The organism is Aquirufa regiilacus (genome assembly GCF_032470275.1).
Classification (GTDB): Bacteria; Bacteroidota; Bacteroidia; order Cytophagales; family Spirosomataceae; genus Aquirufa; species Aquirufa regiilacus.
Map to the genome: position 1 here is coordinate 81,020 of NZ_JAVNWW010000002.1, position 18,261 is coordinate 99,280.

Consider the following 18,261-nt stretch of genomic DNA (forward strand, 5'->3'; position numbering starts at 1 on the left):
ATTATGAAGCGAATATATATCATGTTGTTACTTGCCGTGGGGGTTCTGCCCGCATGGGGACAAGTAGATCCGATTTACAGTTTGTACCGATTCAATCCCCAAAACATTACGCCTGCGCATGTGGGTGGTTATGAGGGGACTGAAATTACGGTGATGAATCGCCAGCAATGGATGGGCATCGAAGGAGCGCCGAAGACCATGGGAATTACGGCGAATCTGAAATGGGGCAAGCAAAAGGGCCTCGGTTTGGTGGGCCTACTGGACGAAGCGGGCCCAATGAAAACGGTGCATGTGGGGCTTGATTTTGCCTACCATGTGCGTTTGAATGAGGCTTGGTCATTTTCAGGTGGTATTCGCGGAGGCGTGGGGAATATGACCTTGAATTTTGCGGGAATCCGATTGCCACAAGCGGGGGATGAGGCCTTTGCTACCGACCGTTCGACTGGCATGCAGGTGAATACGGGCTGGGGCGTGAAGGTGTATAAGGGCGACGGATTGTTTTTTAGTATTTCGCAGCCTCGGATGTTTCGCTATGATTTCGGGACCTCCGGCTCTGCCTATAAAGACAGCCCGAGTTTCTTCGTGATGACAGGGACTAAATGGCCTGTTTCTGAGAAGGTAACCTTGTATCCGAGTACATTAATACGTTTAGCGACGGATTTACCCGTAAGCTACGATGTGAATGTGGTGGCGAATATGAATGGCAAATTGGATGCAGGCTTGAGTTATCGAGCTGGCGAAAGCATAGGCATGCGCCTAGGCGTTCAGATGTCAAAGCTTTTTTACCTCGGGTATGTATATGAATTACCGACCTCCCAAATCAGTAAAATGACGAGTCAATCACACGAGCTAGCGTTGCGCGTTCGTTTGGCGAAGAAATAGACAGTAAATTTTAGAACACAGAGTATGTAAAGTCGTGCGTTATTAACGCATGACTTTTTTGTTTCTAGGCGTTCTCGATTTGGCGAATGATCCAGCGGAACGGCATGCTCGCATATTTCCGAACGCGCAAATAGCGTTTTACCGGTGCTTTAACAGCCGGCTTAATGTAGTAGCAGCTGTATTTCTTTAGTTCTTTGTGGCCGTTTGCGATCAATGCTTGCGCATAGTAATCAAACAAACTCGCGACATCACCCTTTTCTTGGAAGGTATATCGGTCTTGGTATTTCGAAATTTCGGTTGGTTTTTCAGGTGAATAACCGGAGAAATGGAAGAAAATCAATGGGTATTTGTCATTGACCAAATAGGGCTCATTATCGTTTGTTATTTGGCGTTCATGGAGATTCCAATAGGCCATGTTGAGCCCCAGGTGTCTACTGACAAACACATCTTCGTAGAAAATGGGGGCGAAATTCACCCATAGCTGGTCGACGAACATGCCGTTTGCCAAATCGATGTAGCATTGATCAAATAGGCGATCTTTCCACCATTGTAAGAATTGGTGGGTGGTTTCGCTGCGTTTGGTCCCGATAAAGCCGAGGTTATACAAACCGGTGTTTAATAGGCCGCGTTCGTTCGGGCTGCATGCGTCGTCGGGGTAGGCCTTCAACGTATGTGGCGTCAGAAATAGGCTATGGTCTTTTAGGCCATTTTCGATTTCGGTGAGCGGCTGGTAAATGATGATGTCTGGATCAAAATAATGGACAAATTGTGCTTCTGGGTAGTTCTGGTAGACATAGTCCAAAAAGTACGGTTTTACGGCCGTATTTAGTTCGGTGATGTCATAACGTGCGCACATCTCATCGAGGTCTTCTATGCCAATTGTATGCAGTTCTACGAGGGTGTAGGGAGGCAATAGGTCCTTGTCCACCTGGGATGCATCCAGTCGGTCCACCAAACCGATTAAAAATGTATAATCGGGGTTGTGTTTCATTAGCGAATCGCCGAGCGTTTTGGCTTGGGCGAGGTAGTTAATGGAACAGATGGTGATGACGATTTTTTGCATGCTTCAGATTATCAGTTTCAAAAATACGAAATGTAAATTGAAAATCGTTAGGGCTTTGGCGCCTGGCGTGACCACGCTGCCGGGGTCAGCGACCCCGGCAGCGTTCGCCACCGCACGGGCCAGCAGGCGCCAAGCCTGCGTGACAGGGTTATTTTTTCAAACTACCGTAGATGATATTCTCAATTTTATTGCCGTAATCTGCATGTGAATTCGGCGTATGTTGCGTCATGATCAGTACAACTAATTTCTCTTTGGGATCGACAAAATAGTTGGTGCCATAATAACCTCCCCAGGCAAATGTTCCTTCGGAAACCACATTTAATTGGGCTGATTTTTTCGATGTAATGTTGAAACCTAAACCGAAATCATCATTTCCCCTGTTGATCTGCGGACTCGTCATGAGCTCAATCATTCTACGTCCTAGGATTTGTTTTCCGTTGTAAACTCCGCCGTTCAACAACATTTGCAAGAAAGTCGCGTAGTCGAAAGTTGACATGGAAAGTCCTGCGCCACCCGAAAAATAGGTGTGTGGATACAGCGGATAATTCGGATCTAAGTTACGGAACGTAGGATCCCAAGGGATGATTTGTTTGTCGGCATTCTCCGTATAGACCTTAGGCATGCGCGAAGATTTTTCCAGGGGAACCGTAAAATAGCTGTCCTTCATGCCGAGTGGCTCAAAGATATTCGCCTTGAAATAATCTTCTAATGTTTTGCCGGAGATTACTTCGACCAAGCAGCCCAATAAATCCGTATTTAAGCCGTAGGTGAACTTTTCGCCCGGTTGGTGCGCGAGTGGCAAGCGACCCAAGGATTTCATTTTGTCTAATAAAACGGCATTGAAATTCCCTAAGCCGGAAGGAATGCCCGCTTTGGCGTAGATTGCCTGCATTTTGGCAGAACCGATGGATGCGTAGTCGATGCCGGAACGGTGGCTCAACAAATCGCGAATCGTAATTTTACGCTGGGCAGGTTCGGTGGTGTAAGATGAATCCGCGGGATTGAACTCCTTTACGACGGTTTGTGTCGCAAACTCGGGGATAAAATCGCCAACGGGCTGGTCTAAACGCAATTTGCCTTGTTCGATTAATTGCATGATTGCCACACTGGTGATGGCTTTGGTTTGACTCATGATGCGGTAAATAGCCTCGTTAGTCATCGGTTTTTTATTCGCCAAATCGGCATAGCCGTTCGACTTAAAATAGACAACCGAATTGTCTTTAATGACCAAAGTTGTGGACCCGACCATCCAGTTTTTTTGAACGTATTCCTCCATCACGGTATCGATGTAGGCTAAACGTTTGTCATCCATTTGGGGATGCGATTTTTGAATGGGGGAGAGGATTTGCGCCGTTGCAGCAAAGCCGGTCAACAGAAAAAACAGAATTTTTTTCATGGATAGGTTTGATTATCCTGCAAACTACGGATTGTGTGGGGGAGATGCAAGGGAATTGAGGTAAGAGCTAAGAAGTAAGAGTTAAGAGGCGTGGAAAGTTTTGGACAGGCTCTTTGGCAAACCTTTAAGGATTGCCAAAGTTTGAGACGCTTTTTCAGCGTCGATTCCTTAGGCTATAGTCTTGGGGTATAAAAATATACTTTAGGGCCTGACGACTTGCGACTGATGTATATAACCCTAGGCTTTAGCCTAGGGATCTCCCGAGCATGTCTAGCCCCCAGACTAAAGTCTGGGGTTATAAAAACCCTCCAACGTCCAATGTCTAATGTCCAATGTCCAATAACAAAAAAACCTTCCAAGTTTCCTTAGAAGGTTTTCAGTCGATTTATGTACCTGGGATGGGAATCGAACCCATACGAGCGTTTCGGCTCACAGGATTTTAAGTCCTGCGTGTCTACCAGTTCCACCACCCAGGCAGCCCTGTAAAACTTAAAAGCACCTAGAGGTGCCTTCTCGTTTTGAGCGAAAGACGGGGTTCGAACCCGCGACCTCGACCTTGGCAAGGTCGCGCTCTACCAGCTGAGCTACTTTCGCGTTTTGTGGGTACAAAAGTAGAACCTTAAAGTTATTTATGCAAGACCTAAGGCAAAAATTCCTTAAAAAATCTTTATTTTTGTTTTTTCAAATCAACAAATGAGCATCACCAAACTAGATCAGATTGATCATAAATTATTGGAAATCCTTCAGCAAAACGCGAAGATTACCAATGCCCAATTATCCAAAGAAATTGGTTTATCGCCGGCTCCGACCTTGGAACGCGTGAAGAAATTAGAGGCTTTGGGCATCATTCAAAGCTATCATGCGCAGGTAGATCGCGATAAAATCGGTTTGGGGGTAAGCACCTTTGTAACAGTGACATTGACGGGCCACAAGAAGCAGGTAACGGAGTCTTTCGTGCGCCAAATCAACCAAATTCCCGAAGTGATCGAATGTCACCACGTAACAGGTTCGGGGGATTTTATGTTGAAAATTATCTCAAAAGATATTTCTACCTACCAAAAATTGATGTTGGAAAAAATCAACGAAATCGAAGAAGTAGCCGCTACTTCCACGATGGTGATTCTTTCTAGCTTCAAAGAAAGCAAGGTTTTACCTATTCCTTGATGCTTATAAGCGGTTCATAAACTGCGGAATCATCCGATTTTTCCATGCGGTAAACGTGCCTGCTTGAATTTCCTTGCGGGCCTCGCCAACCATCCATAGGTAAAAACGAAGATTAAACACACTCGCAATCATCGGCCCCAAAAGCTCCTCACAGCGCACCAGGTGGCGTAAATAGGCTTTGGTATATTGACCATGGATATCTTCCGCGAAGAATGGGTCGATGACTGAAAAGTCCTTTTTCCACTTTTCGTTACGGATATTGATAAAGCCCTGTGTTGTGAAAATCATCCCATTGCGGGCATTCCGTGTAGGCATTACACAATCAAACATATCGATTCCGAGCGCAATTCCTTCCAAAATATTCGCCGGCGTACCCACACCCATCAAATAACGAGGCTTGTCTTTCGGTAAAATGTCAGTCACCTCATCGGCCATTTTATACATATCTTCCACTGGCTCACCCACCGAAAGTCCACCGATTGCATTACCAAAGGCCCCTTTGGAGGCAATGTATTCCGCCGAAACTTTTCGTAAATCGGAGTAAACGCTTCCCTGAACAATCGGGAATAATGCTTGATTATAGCCGTATTTAGGGGTTGTTTCATCAAAACGGGTGATGCAACGGTCTAGCCAGCGGTGCGTCATGTCCATCGACTTGCGCGCATATTCGTAGGTACATGGGTAAGGCGTACATTCGTCAAAAGCCATCATGATATCGGCGCCAATGGTGCGCTGAATATCCATCACGCCTTCTGGGCTGAAAAAGTGTGTACTGCCGTCGATGTGCGACTTGAATTTGACGCCTTCCTCTTGGATTTTCCGACCGGTTCCTGCCAACGAATAGACTTGGTAGCCACCAGAATCGGTTAAGATGGGTTTATCCCAACCGTTGAACTTATGCAATCCGCCCGCCGCTTCGATGACATCGAGGCCGGGTCTGAGGTATAAATGGTAGGTATTCCCCAAAATGATTTGGGCATTGATGGGTTTTGATAATTCGGAAATGTGAACCGCTTTTACGGTGCCCGCGGTGCCCACCGGCATGAAAATGGGTGTTTCAATCACCCCGTGATCGGTCTCTAATTTCCCTGCCCGTGCCTTGGAATTCGGGTCTAACTTTTCAATTTCGAACTTCATGCGGCAAAGGTACGAAAATAGTCACAAGTCGCTAGTCTCTAGTCCGGAGGGAAATAGTCCGGAGTCCGGAGGGGATTAGTCCGGAGGGTTCATTTTATAACCCCAGACTTTAGTCTGGGGAGTGGTACGAAAAAAGTCACTAGTCTCTAGTCGTGAGTTTGGGGTCCGGAGGGGGTTAGTCCTGAGTCTGGAGTCCGAAGTCTGGAGGGTTCATTTTATAACCCCAGACTTTAGTCTGGGGAGATAGGCACGTTCGTGAAATCCCTAGGCTTTAGCCTAGGGTTATATATTTCCGTCCGAAGGACATCCGCACCTCTTCACTCTTCACTCTTCACTCTTACTTCTACTCCACCTTCATCACCCCATTCATAATCCGCCAGTGTCCTGGGAAGGTACATAAGAACGGATAATTTCCAGGAACGCTCGGTGCTTTGAAAACCACTTTCACGCGGCCATCCGATTCAACCAAAGGTGTAAATGCCAATACTTCTGGCATCGAAGGAATGTAGTTTTTCGCTGCGCCATCCGCCGCCGTGATCATCTTATCTGCCGCAAAACCAATTTTTTCTTGGCTTCCCAAGGCTCCTAATACCCAGTTGTGCTGCATCGCATCAACGTTTTCAAAAATTAATTCTACCGTCGCACCTGCCGGAACCTTGAATTCCGCCGGGCTGTACTTCATCGCTTCCTTGATCGTTTGAATCGTGATCTTTACTACATTGCCTTTGGCAGCGCTACTCGGAATTTCAATCTTCCAAGCATTTGCCAAACGCTCCCACATAACCAAATCTTGTGGACGAACTAATTCTGCCAAGGCCATAAAATAGGCCCTGCTTTCATCACTTAATTCCGCAGATCGCTTCACATTCCATGTGCCAGCGGCTCCTTTCAACGCGACGCCCATGGCCTCACTTTCAGGATTTCCGATCAATTGCAAATAGGTTACAACCTGGTTGCCTGTCCACTCCGTAGCTCCAGCACGGAAGATTTTTTCCACCATGTAAGTAGATAAAGTCGTCGTGTTATTGACCGTAATGGCTTGTCGGTAGGCATTGTTTCCACGATTCGATTCCGCAATTGTTGCCTTCGGATCCAAGGCAATTTCCATGGTATAGTTGCCCGCGTTTTCTGCGGTCCAACCTAAATTTCCGGTCCATGGACCATTGTTTCCTTTGATAACCGAAATCGTTTCTCCTGGTGCTATGCCATCCTTGAAGGTATACGATTCCATGTCGATCCGACTACCCATTCCCTCAATTTTAATGTTCATAGGTACCGGAATTTCTTTCGCCAATGCCTGCGTTCCGCGGTTTTTAACCCGAATAACAAAGCTTGCTCCTTCACGTAATTTGAAGTTTCCACCTTTCACTTGTACTTCTTCTACAACTAAATCGATGCCGTTGGTCGACCCATCCACCGATGGATTTTTTAAGTCTTTCGCTAATTTCTCAGCAACCGTTTGTGCCGATTTCGCTCCTTCCGCACGGATGATTCCTTCGATGCGTTTTTGGTTTGCCGACATCGCCCAAGCCGTCAAGGCATCTGGGATCCAACGGTCCTCATTTTGTTGGCTTGCTGCAATTTTTTTCATCACGGCAGCATCAATCGCCGGACTGTTTGGCATCTCACTTAATGCTAAAATGGAATTTAAAACAACCAACGAATCTCGGTCACTCAATAAACCCATGGCTAGAATCGCTTTCGCTCCCGCCTCTGTGCGAGGCAATACTTGTACCGCTTGCTTACGAACCGCCGCGCTGCGATGACGCAAGGCCTTGACAGTTACATCGAATGGCAATGCGTTTAAGCCTTCCAAGGTGCGCAAGGCATGAATCGCTCCCGGTGCTAATCCAATTTCATCCACTTTTGCCGATGAAACAAGTGCCACCAAGGCAGGAACCACATCTTTATTGCCACGCTCAACCAATAATCGCTGAGCCGTCAAGCGCCAGAATAAGTTATTATTTGATAAGGCTGCCACGCATCCTGCTGGCGTACTCAAATCCACAGGTGTATAAGCCGGTGCTTTGTTGTATCCAATGCGGTAAATACGACCATGCGTGAAGTCGCGCAAATCCGTATCATAGGCATTACCACCGCCATTTTTAAATCCTTGTGGAACCGGGTTATGCTGAATGATGTACGAATACCAGTCGGCCACCCAAACAGCTCCATCCGGACCTACTTGTGCAAATACGGGCGATACCCATTCGTCTGCTCCAGCCATTAAATTATACGCTTCTTGGTCACTGAAATCAGCGCCTTTGGCAACTTGTCGGTTCTGGTGAATTACGTGTCCCGTCGGTTCCGAAACAAAGGCGATTTGATTCCAATAGCTCTTTGGAAAGGCCCTCGCCGTGTAAAAATTATGTCCTGCTGCTGCGGTAAATCCACCAAAAACGTCCACTTGGCGTACTTTTTGCGTGATCGTCCGCATGTCTTTGTGCGTATCCGTATTTTTGGAACCGTTCAAGGACATCGGCGCATGCCAGATGTTGCGATGGGGAATGGGCATGTACCAACCGTGTGCATTGTTGGCCGTTGAACCAAACACATCTCCCGCCTCATTGAAATCAAATCCCCAGGTATTATTTGAGGTTGTCGTCATGTGCTCCATTTTCGAACCATCGGGCTTGAAACGGAAGAATGCCTGTGCAAATTGCAAGGAATCCGATCCTACTTTTCCTTTGTATCCGGAATATCCGATACAACCCCAAATCCAGTTATCAAATCCATAATGTAGATTCGATGGTCCTGCGTGCGTATCGCCTGTACCAAAACCTGTGAACAAGATCTTGCGTTCGTCGGCCTTGTCGTCGCCATTCGTATCCTTCAAGAAAATCATGTGTGGCGCCTGCGAAATAATCATCCCGCCATTCGCGAAAACCATACCGGTTGGGATACTCAAACCATCCGCCCATTTGGTAAATTTATCCGCTTTCCCGTCCTTGTTCGTGTCCTCACAAAGCAAGATGTAATCACTTCCACCCGTTTCTTTGCGTTCATTTGGATAGTCTTTGGTAATCAACACGTATAGACGACCCTTATGATCCCAAGCCATCGCAATTGGGTGCATGACATTCGGTTCTGCCGCAAATAATTGTAGGTTGAAATCAACAGGAACCTGAATGAATTTGGCTGATTCCTCCGGGCTCAGGGGCAATTGTTGCAATTGAACGCCTTCGCGTTTCTCGTAATTCGGCAAATTTGCCTCGCGGTATTTCAAGGTTGGTAAGTTGAGTGCTGCCAAAATTGCCCGCTTCTCTGGACCTACGGCATGCAAAATTCCTTGCGTAATCAAGTCTTGAAAACCGGTCGTATTCCACGTTCTTTCATCGTGGCCATAAGCCGTGTAAAATACGTTTCCTTTCCCAAAAGTGCGCGTCCACGTATAGGGTTCTGTCTTTGCGCCGGGTTTATCTTTGGCCTGCTCAGGTCCAATGATCCGACTTTGCCAAATCTGATTGTCGGGTTGTAAATAGGCGTGTAAATACGTCTCGTCCACGGTCTTAATTTGGACGTTTGTATTCGCCTCGTTTTTCACGCGGATTGAATCCATGCCATGGCGCCAAAATTGACCGCCCACCATCTTCACAAATTCCTTCGAATTACGGAAGTTGAAGGATGCACAGTGGATCGCCACCAAGCCGTGGCCGGTTGCCACATAACCCAATAACGCATTTTCCTGCGCAGCTGGAATCGAATCGTGATTCGCATAAATGATCAAGGCGTCGAACTTATTCAAGTATTGCGGATTCAAATCTTTCAACGATTCCGTATAGGTGATGTTCATTCCCTTAACTCCGACCGCCGACTGCAATGCCGGCAAGCGATCGAATGGTTTGTGGTGTCCCTTATCTCCCAAAAAGAGGAGTTCCAGTCGGCGCCCGGTCTGAGCATTCAACGTAACTTGAGACAATAAAAGGCAGGCAATCAGCAATAAACGCATGGCTTAAAATTTAGGTATTTCAATGATTTTACCGCCTTGTAGGGCAGATTCGTGGGCTAAAATGCCGACAGACGTCCAGTTGGCCGAAGCTGGTGCATTCGGGAATGGATCGCGATCTGCGGCCAAAGCTTGTAGGAATTCGTTCACCAAATGTGGGTGAGAACCGCCGTGTCCGCCCCCTTGGGTGAAGGATAAGTGCGTGTTTTCATCCTCGTCGTAGACACCTTTCGTAGTGAATTTTTGGATTTCTTCCGGTAAATAATGGGCGAAATCAGGCGTAGGAACTTTCGATGGAATTTCGGGCTCCGGTTTTTTGGCCGTGTGAACGACTAATTCTTCGCCTTCGATTAACGGCCATTCGACCGACTTTTTGGAACCGTAAACCTCGAAACTTTCGCGGTATTGACGGGCTACATCGAACAGCGAACGGTACACCATGGCACTTAAATCTGAATCACGGAATTTGATGTGGGCAGATTCCACGGCGAATGGTGAATTGTAATGTTGGATTAGCTCCTCGCGGATCGTTCCCGAACCGAAACATGACACGTATTCAGCCTCCAAACGTAATAAACCGGCTACCGGACCTACGCAGTGCGTCGCGTAATGCATGGGAGGTAAACCTGGCCAATAATCCGGCCAGCCGTCCATGTCTTGTTGGTGAGATGCCTTCAGGAACTGAATTTTCCCTAATTCGCCTTTCTCATAAAGTTCTTTGATGTATAAAAATTCGCGGGCATAGACCACGGTTTCCATCATCATGTATTTTTTCCCCATGCGTTTGCTCGCTTCCACAATTGCCTTGCATTCTTCCACGGTTGTTGCCATGGGAACCGTACAAGCCACGTGTTTTCCGGCGTTCAAAGCCTTCAAGGTTTGCTCGGCGTGTAAGTGAATGGGCGAGTTAATGTGCACCACATCGACGTTGGGGTCTTGAATCAATTTCTCAAAATCCGTGTAACGTGTTTCGATGCCGTATGCATCACCGATTGAATTGAGTTTTTTTTCGTTTCGTTGGCAAATGGCATACATATTGGCCAAAGGGTGTTTCAGATAAATCGGGATGAATTCCGCTCCAAATCCTAGGCCGACGATGGCTACGTTGTATTTTTTCATAGGTTTAGGTTATGCTTGCGATGGCTCGCTTGTTAAATCCCCTGACTAAAGTCTGGGGTTATTTTTTATTTTTTGCCCTAGGCTTTTGTGTTAAATCCCCCAGACTAAAGTCTGGGGTTATATATTTTTCTTTTGTTTGATAACCCTAGGCTTCAGCCTAGGGAATCGACGCTGAAAAAGCGTCTCAAACTTTGGCAAACCTGTAAGGATTGCCAAAGAGCAATTAGCCGATCGACATCAAATGCCGATACGACTCACGGATCAATTCCCGCTCACTCTCAAACATTTTACGCCAAATATGGGCTGCCGGTAGTTTCATCCCAAAGGATTCCACGACGATCCAGCCTTGGTAATTCAATTCATCTAATGTAAGAAGCAGTCCGCGAATATCTACCTGCCCCTGTCCTAAAATTCCGCGGGTGCTTTCGGAAATTTGGATGTGGGGTGTTTGATCGGCGATACGTTTCAATGCTTCCGAGGTGTTTTTTTCCTCGATGTTGGCATGAAAAGTATCGTACATGATGCGCACATTTGGATGGTTGATTTTTCCCACCAAGGCATATAATTCATCCGCACAGGATACCAAATAACTCTCAAAACGATTCAGGTATTCGAGGCAAATCGTGATGTTTTTTTCTGCGGCGTAGTTGGCCGCTTCCGTGACGCCATCCACAGCCCAATTGATTTCTTGTTCCGTCGCGGGCTTCCCGGTAAAGACTCCTAAAGCGGAGTGTATCGGTCCTGAAATATAGGGAGATCCCAAATATGCGGCGATGTCAATCGTAGCTTTGATGTAATCCAAACCCGCTTTTCGAACGGCAGGATCTGGTGAAATTAAGTTCTCGCTGGGCCCTGCAATACCACAGGCAAAAATTTGCAAGCCTAGTCGGTTGGCCTCGTTTTTCCAGGCCTCCCAATGCGCTAAATCCGTGTTGAATATGGGTATTTCGATCCCTTGATAGCCGGTTTCGGCGATAAAGGCTAATTCGGATAATACGTTTTGATCCATCTCCGGCCCGAAAACGAGCAGGTTCATCGCGATGGGGTGTTTCATGTTGAATAGGTTTGCGAAAGCAATATAGGAAATTTCACCTTAACCTTTGGCAATCCTCCAAGGTTTGCCAAAGGTAATTTATAACCCTAGGCTTTAGCCTAGGGGTTTCGGGGTCGTGGTTAGTCCCCAGACTAAAGTCTGGGGTTATAAAGTTTGATGCTGGGGTTAATAATCCTAGGCTTTAGCCTAGGGGTTTCGGGGTCGTGTCTAGTCCCCAGACTAAAGTCTGGGCTTACTAACCCTAGGCTTTAGCCTAGGGGAATCGACGCAGAAAAGCGTCTCAAACTTTGGCAATCCTGGAAGGTTTGCCAAAGTGCAGTTCAGTATCGCGTCTAGTCCCCAGACTAATCCCCTTCGGACTATTTCCCTCCGAACTGAACCCCTCGTGACTGACGACTAGCGACTTCGCTTCTGCAAAAACGGCTGCACCATCACCGTCAGGACCAATAGCGCGGTACCCCAATAAAATCCTGCCGACATCACTTCTTTTTGGCCAAAAATAAACACGGCTAACAGAATGCCATAAACGGGTTCTAGGGTAATCACGAGATTGATTGAAAAGACCGAAAACACCTTGTATAAATGAATCGTTTCCGTATACGCATAAACGGTACAAACGACCGCGAGAATTCCAATCCACATCCAGTCCCAATCCATGGGGATATAACCCACGCCTCCTTCTACTAATCCATAAGCCCAAACCAATCCGGTCATGACGCCCGCCGCCGCCATCTCATACGCGGTGATCAGTTTCGGGTCATGCGTATGGGTAAAGTTCCCATTGATCACCGAAAAGAGTGCTCCAAAAAATCCGGCTCCGATGCCCATCAAGAGACCCAGCCATTGGGCTTGTTGGACCGAAAAAATAATCCCCAAAGCCACAATCACGAGAACCCCTAAAAAGACCTCTTCCCAGGATATTTTGGTTTTCTTCGCGATGGGTTCCATCACGGAGGTCCAGAATGTTTGTGTGGATAATCCAGCTAAACACATGGCCACCGTGGAGACTTTGGCAGCTCCAAAAAACAACAACCAGTGGAGTGAAATGAACACGCCATTCAAGAGCCAAATGCTCAAGACCTTTTGGCTAATTCGAAACGAAGTTTTGGAATAATACAGTATCCCCACCAAACCTACGGCGGCGATCACACAGCGAAAAAATACGATGGTCAAGGCATTCGCGGATGTTGCGTTGCCTAAAATGGCGGTGAACGCATACAAGACCACAATGAAATGGATCTTCAGGTAGTCCAACAAACGTGGGGCCGACTTCATCTTAACGCGGAATGGTGTAGTATAAGCCGAGGCCTACCCCGGAAAAGACAATGTTCGGCAGCCAAACCGCCAGCATCGGGGGCATGCCACCACCTTCTGCAATTCCCTTGCTCATCATGAAAAACAAGATGTAAACAAAGGCCAAACTAAATCCTAAAGCAATCTGAAATCCCACGCCCCCGCGTGACTTCCGTGCCGACACCAAGAAGCCGATGATCGTTAAAATGATGATCGAAAACGGATTGGCAAAACGGATATACTTTTCAATTAAAAAAACCTCAATTCCATCGGCTCCTCGGGATCGAACTAAATCGATATGTCGGTTCAATTCCGGCAAGGTAAAGGTCTCGTGCAACAAATGTTTATTCTGAAAATCCTTTGGCAAGAGATTTAGGGTTGTGTCAATCTTCGTTCCAAATACAAGTCCATTTCCATTCCCCGCAAAGGTCCGAATGCGGTAATCGTGAATCGTCCATTTCTTCGCCACGGAATCCCAGGTGATACGGTCCGACATCAATTTTTGCTTGATTTCGTTGTCGGCAATGCGCTCTAAACTAAAGCGATAACCCGTATTCGAGGTATTGTCGTAGCTCTCAATATACGCATAGACATCGGGGGCGATTTTAATATGCACATCCCGCTTGTCGAAGAAATAAGTCCCATTGATGTATTCATGTTCAAAGGGAACACGAATTTTGTTGGCATTTGGAACGACCCAACCGATCATTAAAAAGGTCCCCAATGCAATGATGGAGGAGCCAATTAAATACGGGCGCATCAAACGGGTGAAGCTAACACCTGAGCTGAGAATCGCGATGATTTCGGTTTTGGCAGCCATGCTCGCCGTAAAAAATACGGTCGCGATGAAGACCATCAACGGGCTGATGTAATTTGCCCAATAGGGAATGAAATTCAAATAATAGTCGAAAATAATGGCCCGCATCGGTGCCTCTTTCCGGATAAAATCATCGATTTTCTCCGTGTAATCAATCACCATGACAATCAATACAATGAGAAAAACCGCGAAGACATAGGTCTTCAGGAATTTTTTCAGAATGTACAGATCAAGGATTTTCATTATTTGTTCGGCCGGTATTTCGCTCCGGAAAACAAATGTATGAAAATAACACGGGAGACACGGTAATTAAAAGGAACCAAAATCAAGGAAACCGTCGTGATGGGAATCACATAGCCCATCGCATCGGGATCATTAAATAAATTGAAGATAATGATTCCGCCTACCAGCATAATGCCCACGGTAAAGGCATAAGAAACATACATGGCACCGTAAAAAAAGCCGGGTTCTATCTCGTAGCGCATGCCGCACGCGGAACAATGCTCCTCCATTTGGGCAAAATTGAAAATATTCCACCACTTAAATTTAAACAATCTACCCTCATGACATTGTGGACAACGGGCGTTAATGGTGGCCTTCAATTTAGACGAATCTGACATATTTCTACTGATTTTGAGCCCCAAAGATAAAGAATATTGGAGGAATATTCGTAACAAAGGTCACGTTCCAAGGGCTTTTCGTATCTTTGTCGCAAACTAAAACTTATCATCACATGTATTCAATTGTTTCAACCGTTCACATCGTACTTTTTGTATTCGTGTTCATTTTAGGTATCAATGTGATTGCCCGCGCCCTACGTGGTCGCTCAAATAATTCCTTGTTTACGGAATCGGATCGCAAAGCTGGATTGTTCTTTATGATTTCTTTGCACACGCAATTACTCATCGGTTTGGCTTTGTATTTCTTCTTAAGCCCTATTACGGCCGCTGCTTTCACCGATTTCGGTGCAGCTATGAAGGATCCAGCAACGCGTTTAATCGCTGTTGAACATATTTCAGTGAACATTATTGCCGTTGTTTTGGCAACTGTGAATAACGCGAAAAACAAGAAGGCAATTGCAGATGCTGCGAAGCACAAAAACGCCTTAATTTTTACCTTGGCTGCGCTCGTATTGATTTTGAGCCGCATTCCTTGGAAGCTTTTATTTTAAGATTGAATGAAGAATAAGTGCATTTTCTTAGATCGCGACGGCGTTCTGAATGTTGACCGTGTGGATTATGTCTACCGAATGGAGGAGTTTATCATTCCACCAGGCGTTGGGGAAGCATTGCGTGCCTTGAAGGATGCGGGCTATTTGTTGGTGATTATCACCAACCAAAGTGGTATCGCCAAAGGAGTTTACAAACGCGAAGATGTATACATGATTCATCAAGCGATTCAAGATGGAACGGGTGTGGAATTGGATGACATCTATTTCTGCCCTTACCACGAAAAATTTGATAGCCATTCTTTGACGCGTAAGCCCGGATCTTTAATGATCGAAAAAGCCGCCGCGAAATACGAGGTAGACATGGATGCCTCCTGGATGGTGGGCGATCATGAGCGGGATATTACCGCTGGAACCCGTGCTGGATTACGGACGATTCGTTTGGCTCCGCAAGGAACGGAAACGAAGGCCACCCATTTAGTCGATGATTTATTAGCCGCCTCAAAAATTATATTAGGATGAACAAGGTCTATTTAAGCGATGCAGGCCCCAAAGTTTCTCCTGCCATTTACGGATTTTGGCGCTGGGAAGCGGGCAAGGGCGACATGGAGAAAATTGTCAATCTTTGCTTGGAATTAGGCGTAAATACCTTCGACCACGCGGATCGCTATGGGGACTATTCCTGCGAAAAACGCTTTGGCGAAGTGCTTGCGAAACAATCGTTCAAGCGTTCCGACATCGTCTTGTTCTCTAAGTGCGGCGTGAATACGACACCTCATTACCGCGTTAACCACGTGAATACCTCGGCAGAGCACATTACGTTTTCGGTTGAAAACTCGTTGCGCAATCTGCAAACTGACTATTTGGACGTGTTTTTGTTGGACCAATTAGATCCTCTTTCGGATCTTGAAGCGACAGCATTGGCATTGGAAAAATTGAAATCGGCGGGGAAAGTGAAGAACATCGGGGTATCGAATTTCTCTGTATACCAACATCAATTGCTGGTTTCTTACTTGAACATTCCGGTCGTCTCGAATCACATCGACATGAACTTGTTGAATACCGCGGCACTCGATAACGGGGCCATCGATTACATCAAACAAAAATACATGCGCCCGTTGGCGACATCTCCTTTGGCAGGTGGACGCATTGAAAACGGCACGGATGAATTAGCGCTTAAAGTGCGTAAGAAATTATTGGAAGTGGCGGCACGTTACGACGCGAACATCGAGTCGATTGCCGTAGCCTGGTTGGTGAAATTAGGTGCATTGCCTTTAATTGGTACACTCGAAGAGAAGCGCATTCGCAACATTGTGAATTCGTTCCAAATCAATTTAAGTCACGAAGATTGGTATGAATTATACCAAGCGACGAAACCCGTTTCGTCGATACAAGATTAAGCTTAGCCCTGGGAAATCCCGGGGCTTTTTTTATGTGCTTTTCATTTGGATTTTGATGCCCAAGGGCAACATGAGGATAAAAAATGCGACATACCAAATCGGCAAACCCGCAAGCCATAAGCCTGTTCCAAGAATGAGCAAATACAACGGATAGGTGAACAATAAGGCGGCAAACAGCACCGAATCATAAAAAACGGTGTCCTTGGTTTTTTGATCGACGACCCCTTGGACCAGTCTGTAAAACGGCAAATTCAAATAATAAAACAGACTTTTTTTAATGCGTATGCGCTTCGTGGGCACATGTATTAATCGCTTCATTTGCTCGAACACGGCAGCATTGAAATCCAACCGATGTTTGGCATGTTCCAAGGCCGGCGCCTGTTCAAATTCCTCCACATGGATTTCAACAACTTTCCCAAAGGCCTTGAAATCGTTGTAAGCTATTCCAATGACATGAATCATCGGCTGTACCCCACGCAGCTGAGCAGCCTCTAAAATGCGAGTCGCTCCTTTTTTGTAGGGTTGCAATTCATGGGTCAATAAGCAAATACCCTCAATGAAAATCAAGATACCTCCGCCTTTAGCCAGCACATCGACCGAGGCATCAAAAGTACCGGCGTTTAGGTGCAAATGCTCGCGTCCCTCCCGCGCGCGGTGAATCGGAATCATCCCAATGGAACGCAATAAAAAACCAAATATGGGCTTACGAAAAACATCGCCTCTCGCCAGAAAATGCATTTTTCTAGGGTAGTAGGCGCCTAGGATAACCGCATCTAAAAAGGAGTCGGGGTGATTCGCTACGACCAACAAAGGTCCTTGTTTTGCGAGGAGGCTTTTATTGCGGATATGTACCTGTGGAGCGAAGATCCAGAGGCCGAGTCGGACAAATAATTTTAGGATGACAAGCAAAATTTCAATATTTTGAGCAAGGTTTAAAAATTATCGGATGCAAGCAAGTTTTCTCTCAATCTATCTCATGCCCATGGCCATTGCCGTGATCATGATTGGATTAGGTTTATCGCTGACACCAGCAGATTTCAAACGTATTTTTGAATATCCGAAAGCCGTATTAATCGGCTTGATCACGCAGATGCTCCTGTTACCCGCAATCTGCCTTGTCATAGCGGATTTCTTCCAGTTGGAACCCGCCTTGGCGGTCGGGCTGATGTTATTAGCCGCCGCTCCCGGCGGACCCTCTGCGAATCTGTACAGCCACATGGCGGGAGGGGATGTCGCGTTGAATGTGAGTTTAACCGCGCTGAACAGTGTGTTATCGATCTTCTCGATTGCCTGGATTGTCAATTTGTCTCTAGCCTATTTTATGCAAGCGGAGGCCTATGTGCCCATGCAATTTCAAAAAGTACTGGAGGTTTGTGCGATGATTATCACGCCTATCAGTATAGGGATGTGGATTCGCTACCGATACCCGCTTTTTGCGCAACGCATGGAAGGCAAGGTTAAATTGATTTCCGGCGTATTCCTCGCGCTGTTAATTGTCTTGGCGGGCCTGAAGGAAATCGACCATTTAATGCACGATATTCGCGCGGTGGGGGGAGCAGCTTTGTCGTTTAACTTAGCCTGTCTGCTCGTAGGATATTTTCTGCCACGCCTTTTTAGACTTCCTCCCAAACAGGCGGTGGCCATTTCGATGGAGGTCGGGATTCATAATGGGTCCTTAGCAATCTACATCGCCTTGAGTATCTTGAATAATGGCGCGATGACCATACCGGCGGTCGTTTACAGCCTAATCATGTTTATTACGGCGGCAGTTTTTGCTTTTTGGTCTCAAAAAAAGCTGGCCAACTAAGTTTTGTGTAATTTT

At 46.4% G+C, this 18,261-nt stretch carries 16 protein-coding genes and 2 tRNA genes; 6 read left to right on the plus strand and 12 right to left on the minus strand.

What is annotated here, in order from left to right:
- The first annotated feature begins 3 nt into the window (after positions 1 to 3).
- Positions 4 to 882, plus strand: a complete 879-nt coding sequence (locus tag PQG45_RS06255; protein ID WP_316070486.1) for a PorP/SprF family type IX secretion system membrane protein — start codon at positions 4 to 6, stop codon at positions 880 to 882.
- Between the two features lie 64 nt (positions 883 to 946).
- Here the strand turns inward: PQG45_RS06255 and PQG45_RS06260 are convergent, their stop codons facing one another.
- The 4 genes from PQG45_RS06260 to PQG45_RS06275 all read right to left on the minus strand — a co-directional run bounded on the left by PQG45_RS06260 (position 947) and on the right by PQG45_RS06275 (position 3,935).
- Positions 947 to 1,945 carry a glycosyl transferase gene (locus PQG45_RS06260; protein ID WP_316070487.1) on the minus strand — a complete coding sequence of 333 codons (999 nt, stop codon included), beginning with the start codon at positions 1,943 to 1,945 and terminating at the stop codon, positions 947 to 949.
- Between the two features lie 148 nt (positions 1,946 to 2,093).
- On the minus strand, positions 2,094 to 3,341 hold the full coding sequence (locus tag PQG45_RS06265) for a serine hydrolase domain-containing protein (RefSeq protein WP_315574622.1): 1,248 nt from the start codon (positions 3,339 to 3,341) through the stop codon (positions 2,094 to 2,096).
- Between the two features lie 390 nt (positions 3,342 to 3,731).
- Positions 3,732 to 3,817, minus strand: a tRNA-Leu gene (locus PQG45_RS06270).
- Between the two features lie 45 nt (positions 3,818 to 3,862).
- A tRNA-Gly gene (locus PQG45_RS06275) sits at positions 3,863 to 3,935 on the minus strand.
- A 99-nt stretch (positions 3,936 to 4,034) separates the two neighbouring features.
- On the opposite strand from PQG45_RS06275, the gene PQG45_RS06280 reads away from it, so the two are divergent.
- Positions 4,035 to 4,505, plus strand: coding sequence for an Lrp/AsnC family transcriptional regulator (locus PQG45_RS06280; RefSeq protein WP_315574624.1), 471 nt, complete (start codon positions 4,035 to 4,037; stop codon positions 4,503 to 4,505).
- 3 nt (positions 4,506 to 4,508) lie between these two features.
- Here PQG45_RS06280 and tgt read toward each other — a convergent pair whose 3' ends face one another.
- The 7 genes from tgt to PQG45_RS06315 all read right to left on the minus strand — a co-directional run bounded on the left by tgt (position 4,509) and on the right by PQG45_RS06315 (position 14,491).
- Positions 4,509 to 5,642 (minus strand): tRNA guanosine(34) transglycosylase Tgt, encoded by a 1,134-nt coding sequence (gene tgt / locus PQG45_RS06285; RefSeq protein WP_315574626.1) that lies wholly within the window; start codon positions 5,640 to 5,642, stop codon positions 4,509 to 4,511.
- Between the two features lie 343 nt (positions 5,643 to 5,985).
- Entirely contained in the window at positions 5,986 to 9,591 is a 3,606-nt protein-coding gene (locus tag PQG45_RS06290) for a PVC-type heme-binding CxxCH protein (protein ID WP_316070488.1), read from the minus strand.
- 3 nt (positions 9,592 to 9,594) lie between these two features.
- Complete coding sequence (locus tag PQG45_RS06295) at positions 9,595 to 10,707, minus strand: Gfo/Idh/MocA family protein (protein WP_315574629.1); 1,113 nt, start codon at positions 10,705 to 10,707, stop codon at positions 9,595 to 9,597.
- 223 nt (positions 10,708 to 10,930) lie between these two features.
- Positions 10,931 to 11,761: a sugar phosphate isomerase/epimerase family protein gene (locus PQG45_RS06300; RefSeq protein WP_315574630.1), complete on the minus strand. Its 831-nt coding sequence runs from the start codon at positions 11,759 to 11,761 to the stop codon at positions 10,931 to 10,933.
- A 396-nt stretch (positions 11,762 to 12,157) separates the two neighbouring features.
- Complete coding sequence (locus PQG45_RS06305; protein WP_315574632.1) at positions 12,158 to 13,036, minus strand: DMT family transporter; 879 nt, start codon at positions 13,034 to 13,036, stop codon at positions 12,158 to 12,160.
- Position 13,037: 1 nt separating this feature from the next.
- Positions 13,038 to 14,114, minus strand: coding sequence for an LptF/LptG family permease (locus PQG45_RS06310; RefSeq protein WP_315574633.1), 1,077 nt, complete (start codon positions 14,112 to 14,114; stop codon positions 13,038 to 13,040).
- A complete protein-coding gene (locus tag PQG45_RS06315) occupies positions 14,114 to 14,491 on the minus strand; it encodes a DUF983 domain-containing protein (protein WP_316070489.1) in 378 nt (125 codons plus the stop codon). The genes PQG45_RS06310 and PQG45_RS06315 overlap by 1 nt, the downstream gene beginning before the upstream one ends.
- 113 nt (positions 14,492 to 14,604) lie before the next feature.
- Here PQG45_RS06315 and PQG45_RS06320 point away from each other — a divergent pair, with 113 nt between their 5' ends.
- Genes PQG45_RS06320 through PQG45_RS06330 form a run of 3 tightly spaced genes read left to right on the plus strand, consistent with a single transcriptional unit; the run spans position 14,605 to position 16,439 of the window.
- Positions 14,605 to 15,042, plus strand: coding sequence for a hypothetical protein (locus PQG45_RS06320; protein WP_316070490.1), 438 nt, complete (start codon positions 14,605 to 14,607; stop codon positions 15,040 to 15,042).
- 6 nt (positions 15,043 to 15,048) lie between these two features.
- On the plus strand, positions 15,049 to 15,561 hold the full coding sequence (locus PQG45_RS06325) for a D-glycero-alpha-D-manno-heptose-1,7-bisphosphate 7-phosphatase (RefSeq protein ID WP_316070491.1): 513 nt from the start codon (positions 15,049 to 15,051) through the stop codon (positions 15,559 to 15,561).
- On the plus strand, positions 15,558 to 16,439 hold the full coding sequence (locus PQG45_RS06330) for an aldo/keto reductase (RefSeq protein WP_316070492.1): 882 nt from the start codon (positions 15,558 to 15,560) through the stop codon (positions 16,437 to 16,439). Before PQG45_RS06325 ends, PQG45_RS06330 begins: the two co-directional genes overlap by 4 nt.
- Before the next feature lie 30 nt (positions 16,440 to 16,469).
- Here the strand turns inward: PQG45_RS06330 and PQG45_RS06335 are convergent, their stop codons facing one another.
- On the minus strand, positions 16,470 to 17,348 hold the full coding sequence (locus PQG45_RS06335; protein WP_316070493.1) for a 1-acyl-sn-glycerol-3-phosphate acyltransferase: 879 nt from the start codon (positions 17,346 to 17,348) through the stop codon (positions 16,470 to 16,472).
- A 37-nt stretch (positions 17,349 to 17,385) separates the two neighbouring features.
- On the opposite strand from PQG45_RS06335, the gene PQG45_RS06340 reads away from it, so the two are divergent.
- Positions 17,386 to 18,246 carry a bile acid:sodium symporter family protein gene (locus PQG45_RS06340; protein ID WP_315574643.1) on the plus strand — a complete coding sequence of 287 codons (861 nt, stop codon included), beginning with the start codon at positions 17,386 to 17,388 and terminating at the stop codon, positions 18,244 to 18,246.
- Positions 18,247 to 18,261 lie beyond the last annotated feature (15 nt).

Bases quoted from the DNA above. Each gene is read 5' to 3' on its own strand.
- PQG45_RS06325 (WP_316070491.1), top strand. From the start codon at position 15,049: ATGAAGAATAAGTGCATTTTCTTAGATCGCGACGGCGTTCTGAATGTT.
- tgt (WP_315574626.1), bottom strand. From the start codon at position 5,642: ATGAAGTTCGAAATTGAAAAGTTAGACCCGAATTCCAAGGCACGGGCA.
- PQG45_RS06280 (WP_315574624.1), top strand. From the start codon at position 4,035: ATGAGCATCACCAAACTAGATCAGATTGATCATAAATTATTGGAAATC.
- PQG45_RS06255 (WP_316070486.1), top strand. From the start codon at position 4: ATGAAGCGAATATATATCATGTTGTTACTTGCCGTGGGGGTTCTGCCC.
- PQG45_RS06340 (WP_315574643.1), top strand. From the start codon at position 17,386: ATGCAAGCAAGTTTTCTCTCAATCTATCTCATGCCCATGGCCATTGCC.
- PQG45_RS06300 (WP_315574630.1), bottom strand. From the start codon at position 11,761: ATGAAACACCCCATCGCGATGAACCTGCTCGTTTTCGGGCCGGAGATG.
- PQG45_RS06290 (WP_316070488.1), bottom strand. From the start codon at position 9,591: ATGCGTTTATTGCTGATTGCCTGCCTTTTATTGTCTCAAGTTACGTTG.
- PQG45_RS06330 (WP_316070492.1), top strand. From the start codon at position 15,558: ATGAACAAGGTCTATTTAAGCGATGCAGGCCCCAAAGTTTCTCCTGCC.
- PQG45_RS06310 (WP_315574633.1), bottom strand. From the start codon at position 14,114: ATGAAAATCCTTGATCTGTACATTCTGAAAAAATTCCTGAAGACCTAT.
- PQG45_RS06265 (WP_315574622.1), bottom strand. From the start codon at position 3,341: ATGAAAAAAATTCTGTTTTTTCTGTTGACCGGCTTTGCTGCAACGGCG.
- PQG45_RS06295 (WP_315574629.1), bottom strand. From the start codon at position 10,707: ATGAAAAAATACAACGTAGCCATCGTCGGCCTAGGATTTGGAGCGGAA.
- PQG45_RS06305 (WP_315574632.1), bottom strand. From the start codon at position 13,036: ATGAAGTCGGCCCCACGTTTGTTGGACTACCTGAAGATCCATTTCATT.
- PQG45_RS06315 (WP_316070489.1), bottom strand. From the start codon at position 14,491: ATGTCAGATTCGTCTAAATTGAAGGCCACCATTAACGCCCGTTGTCCA.
- PQG45_RS06260 (WP_316070487.1), bottom strand. From the start codon at position 1,945: ATGCAAAAAATCGTCATCACCATCTGTTCCATTAACTACCTCGCCCAA.
- PQG45_RS06320 (WP_316070490.1), top strand. From the start codon at position 14,605: ATGTATTCAATTGTTTCAACCGTTCACATCGTACTTTTTGTATTCGTG.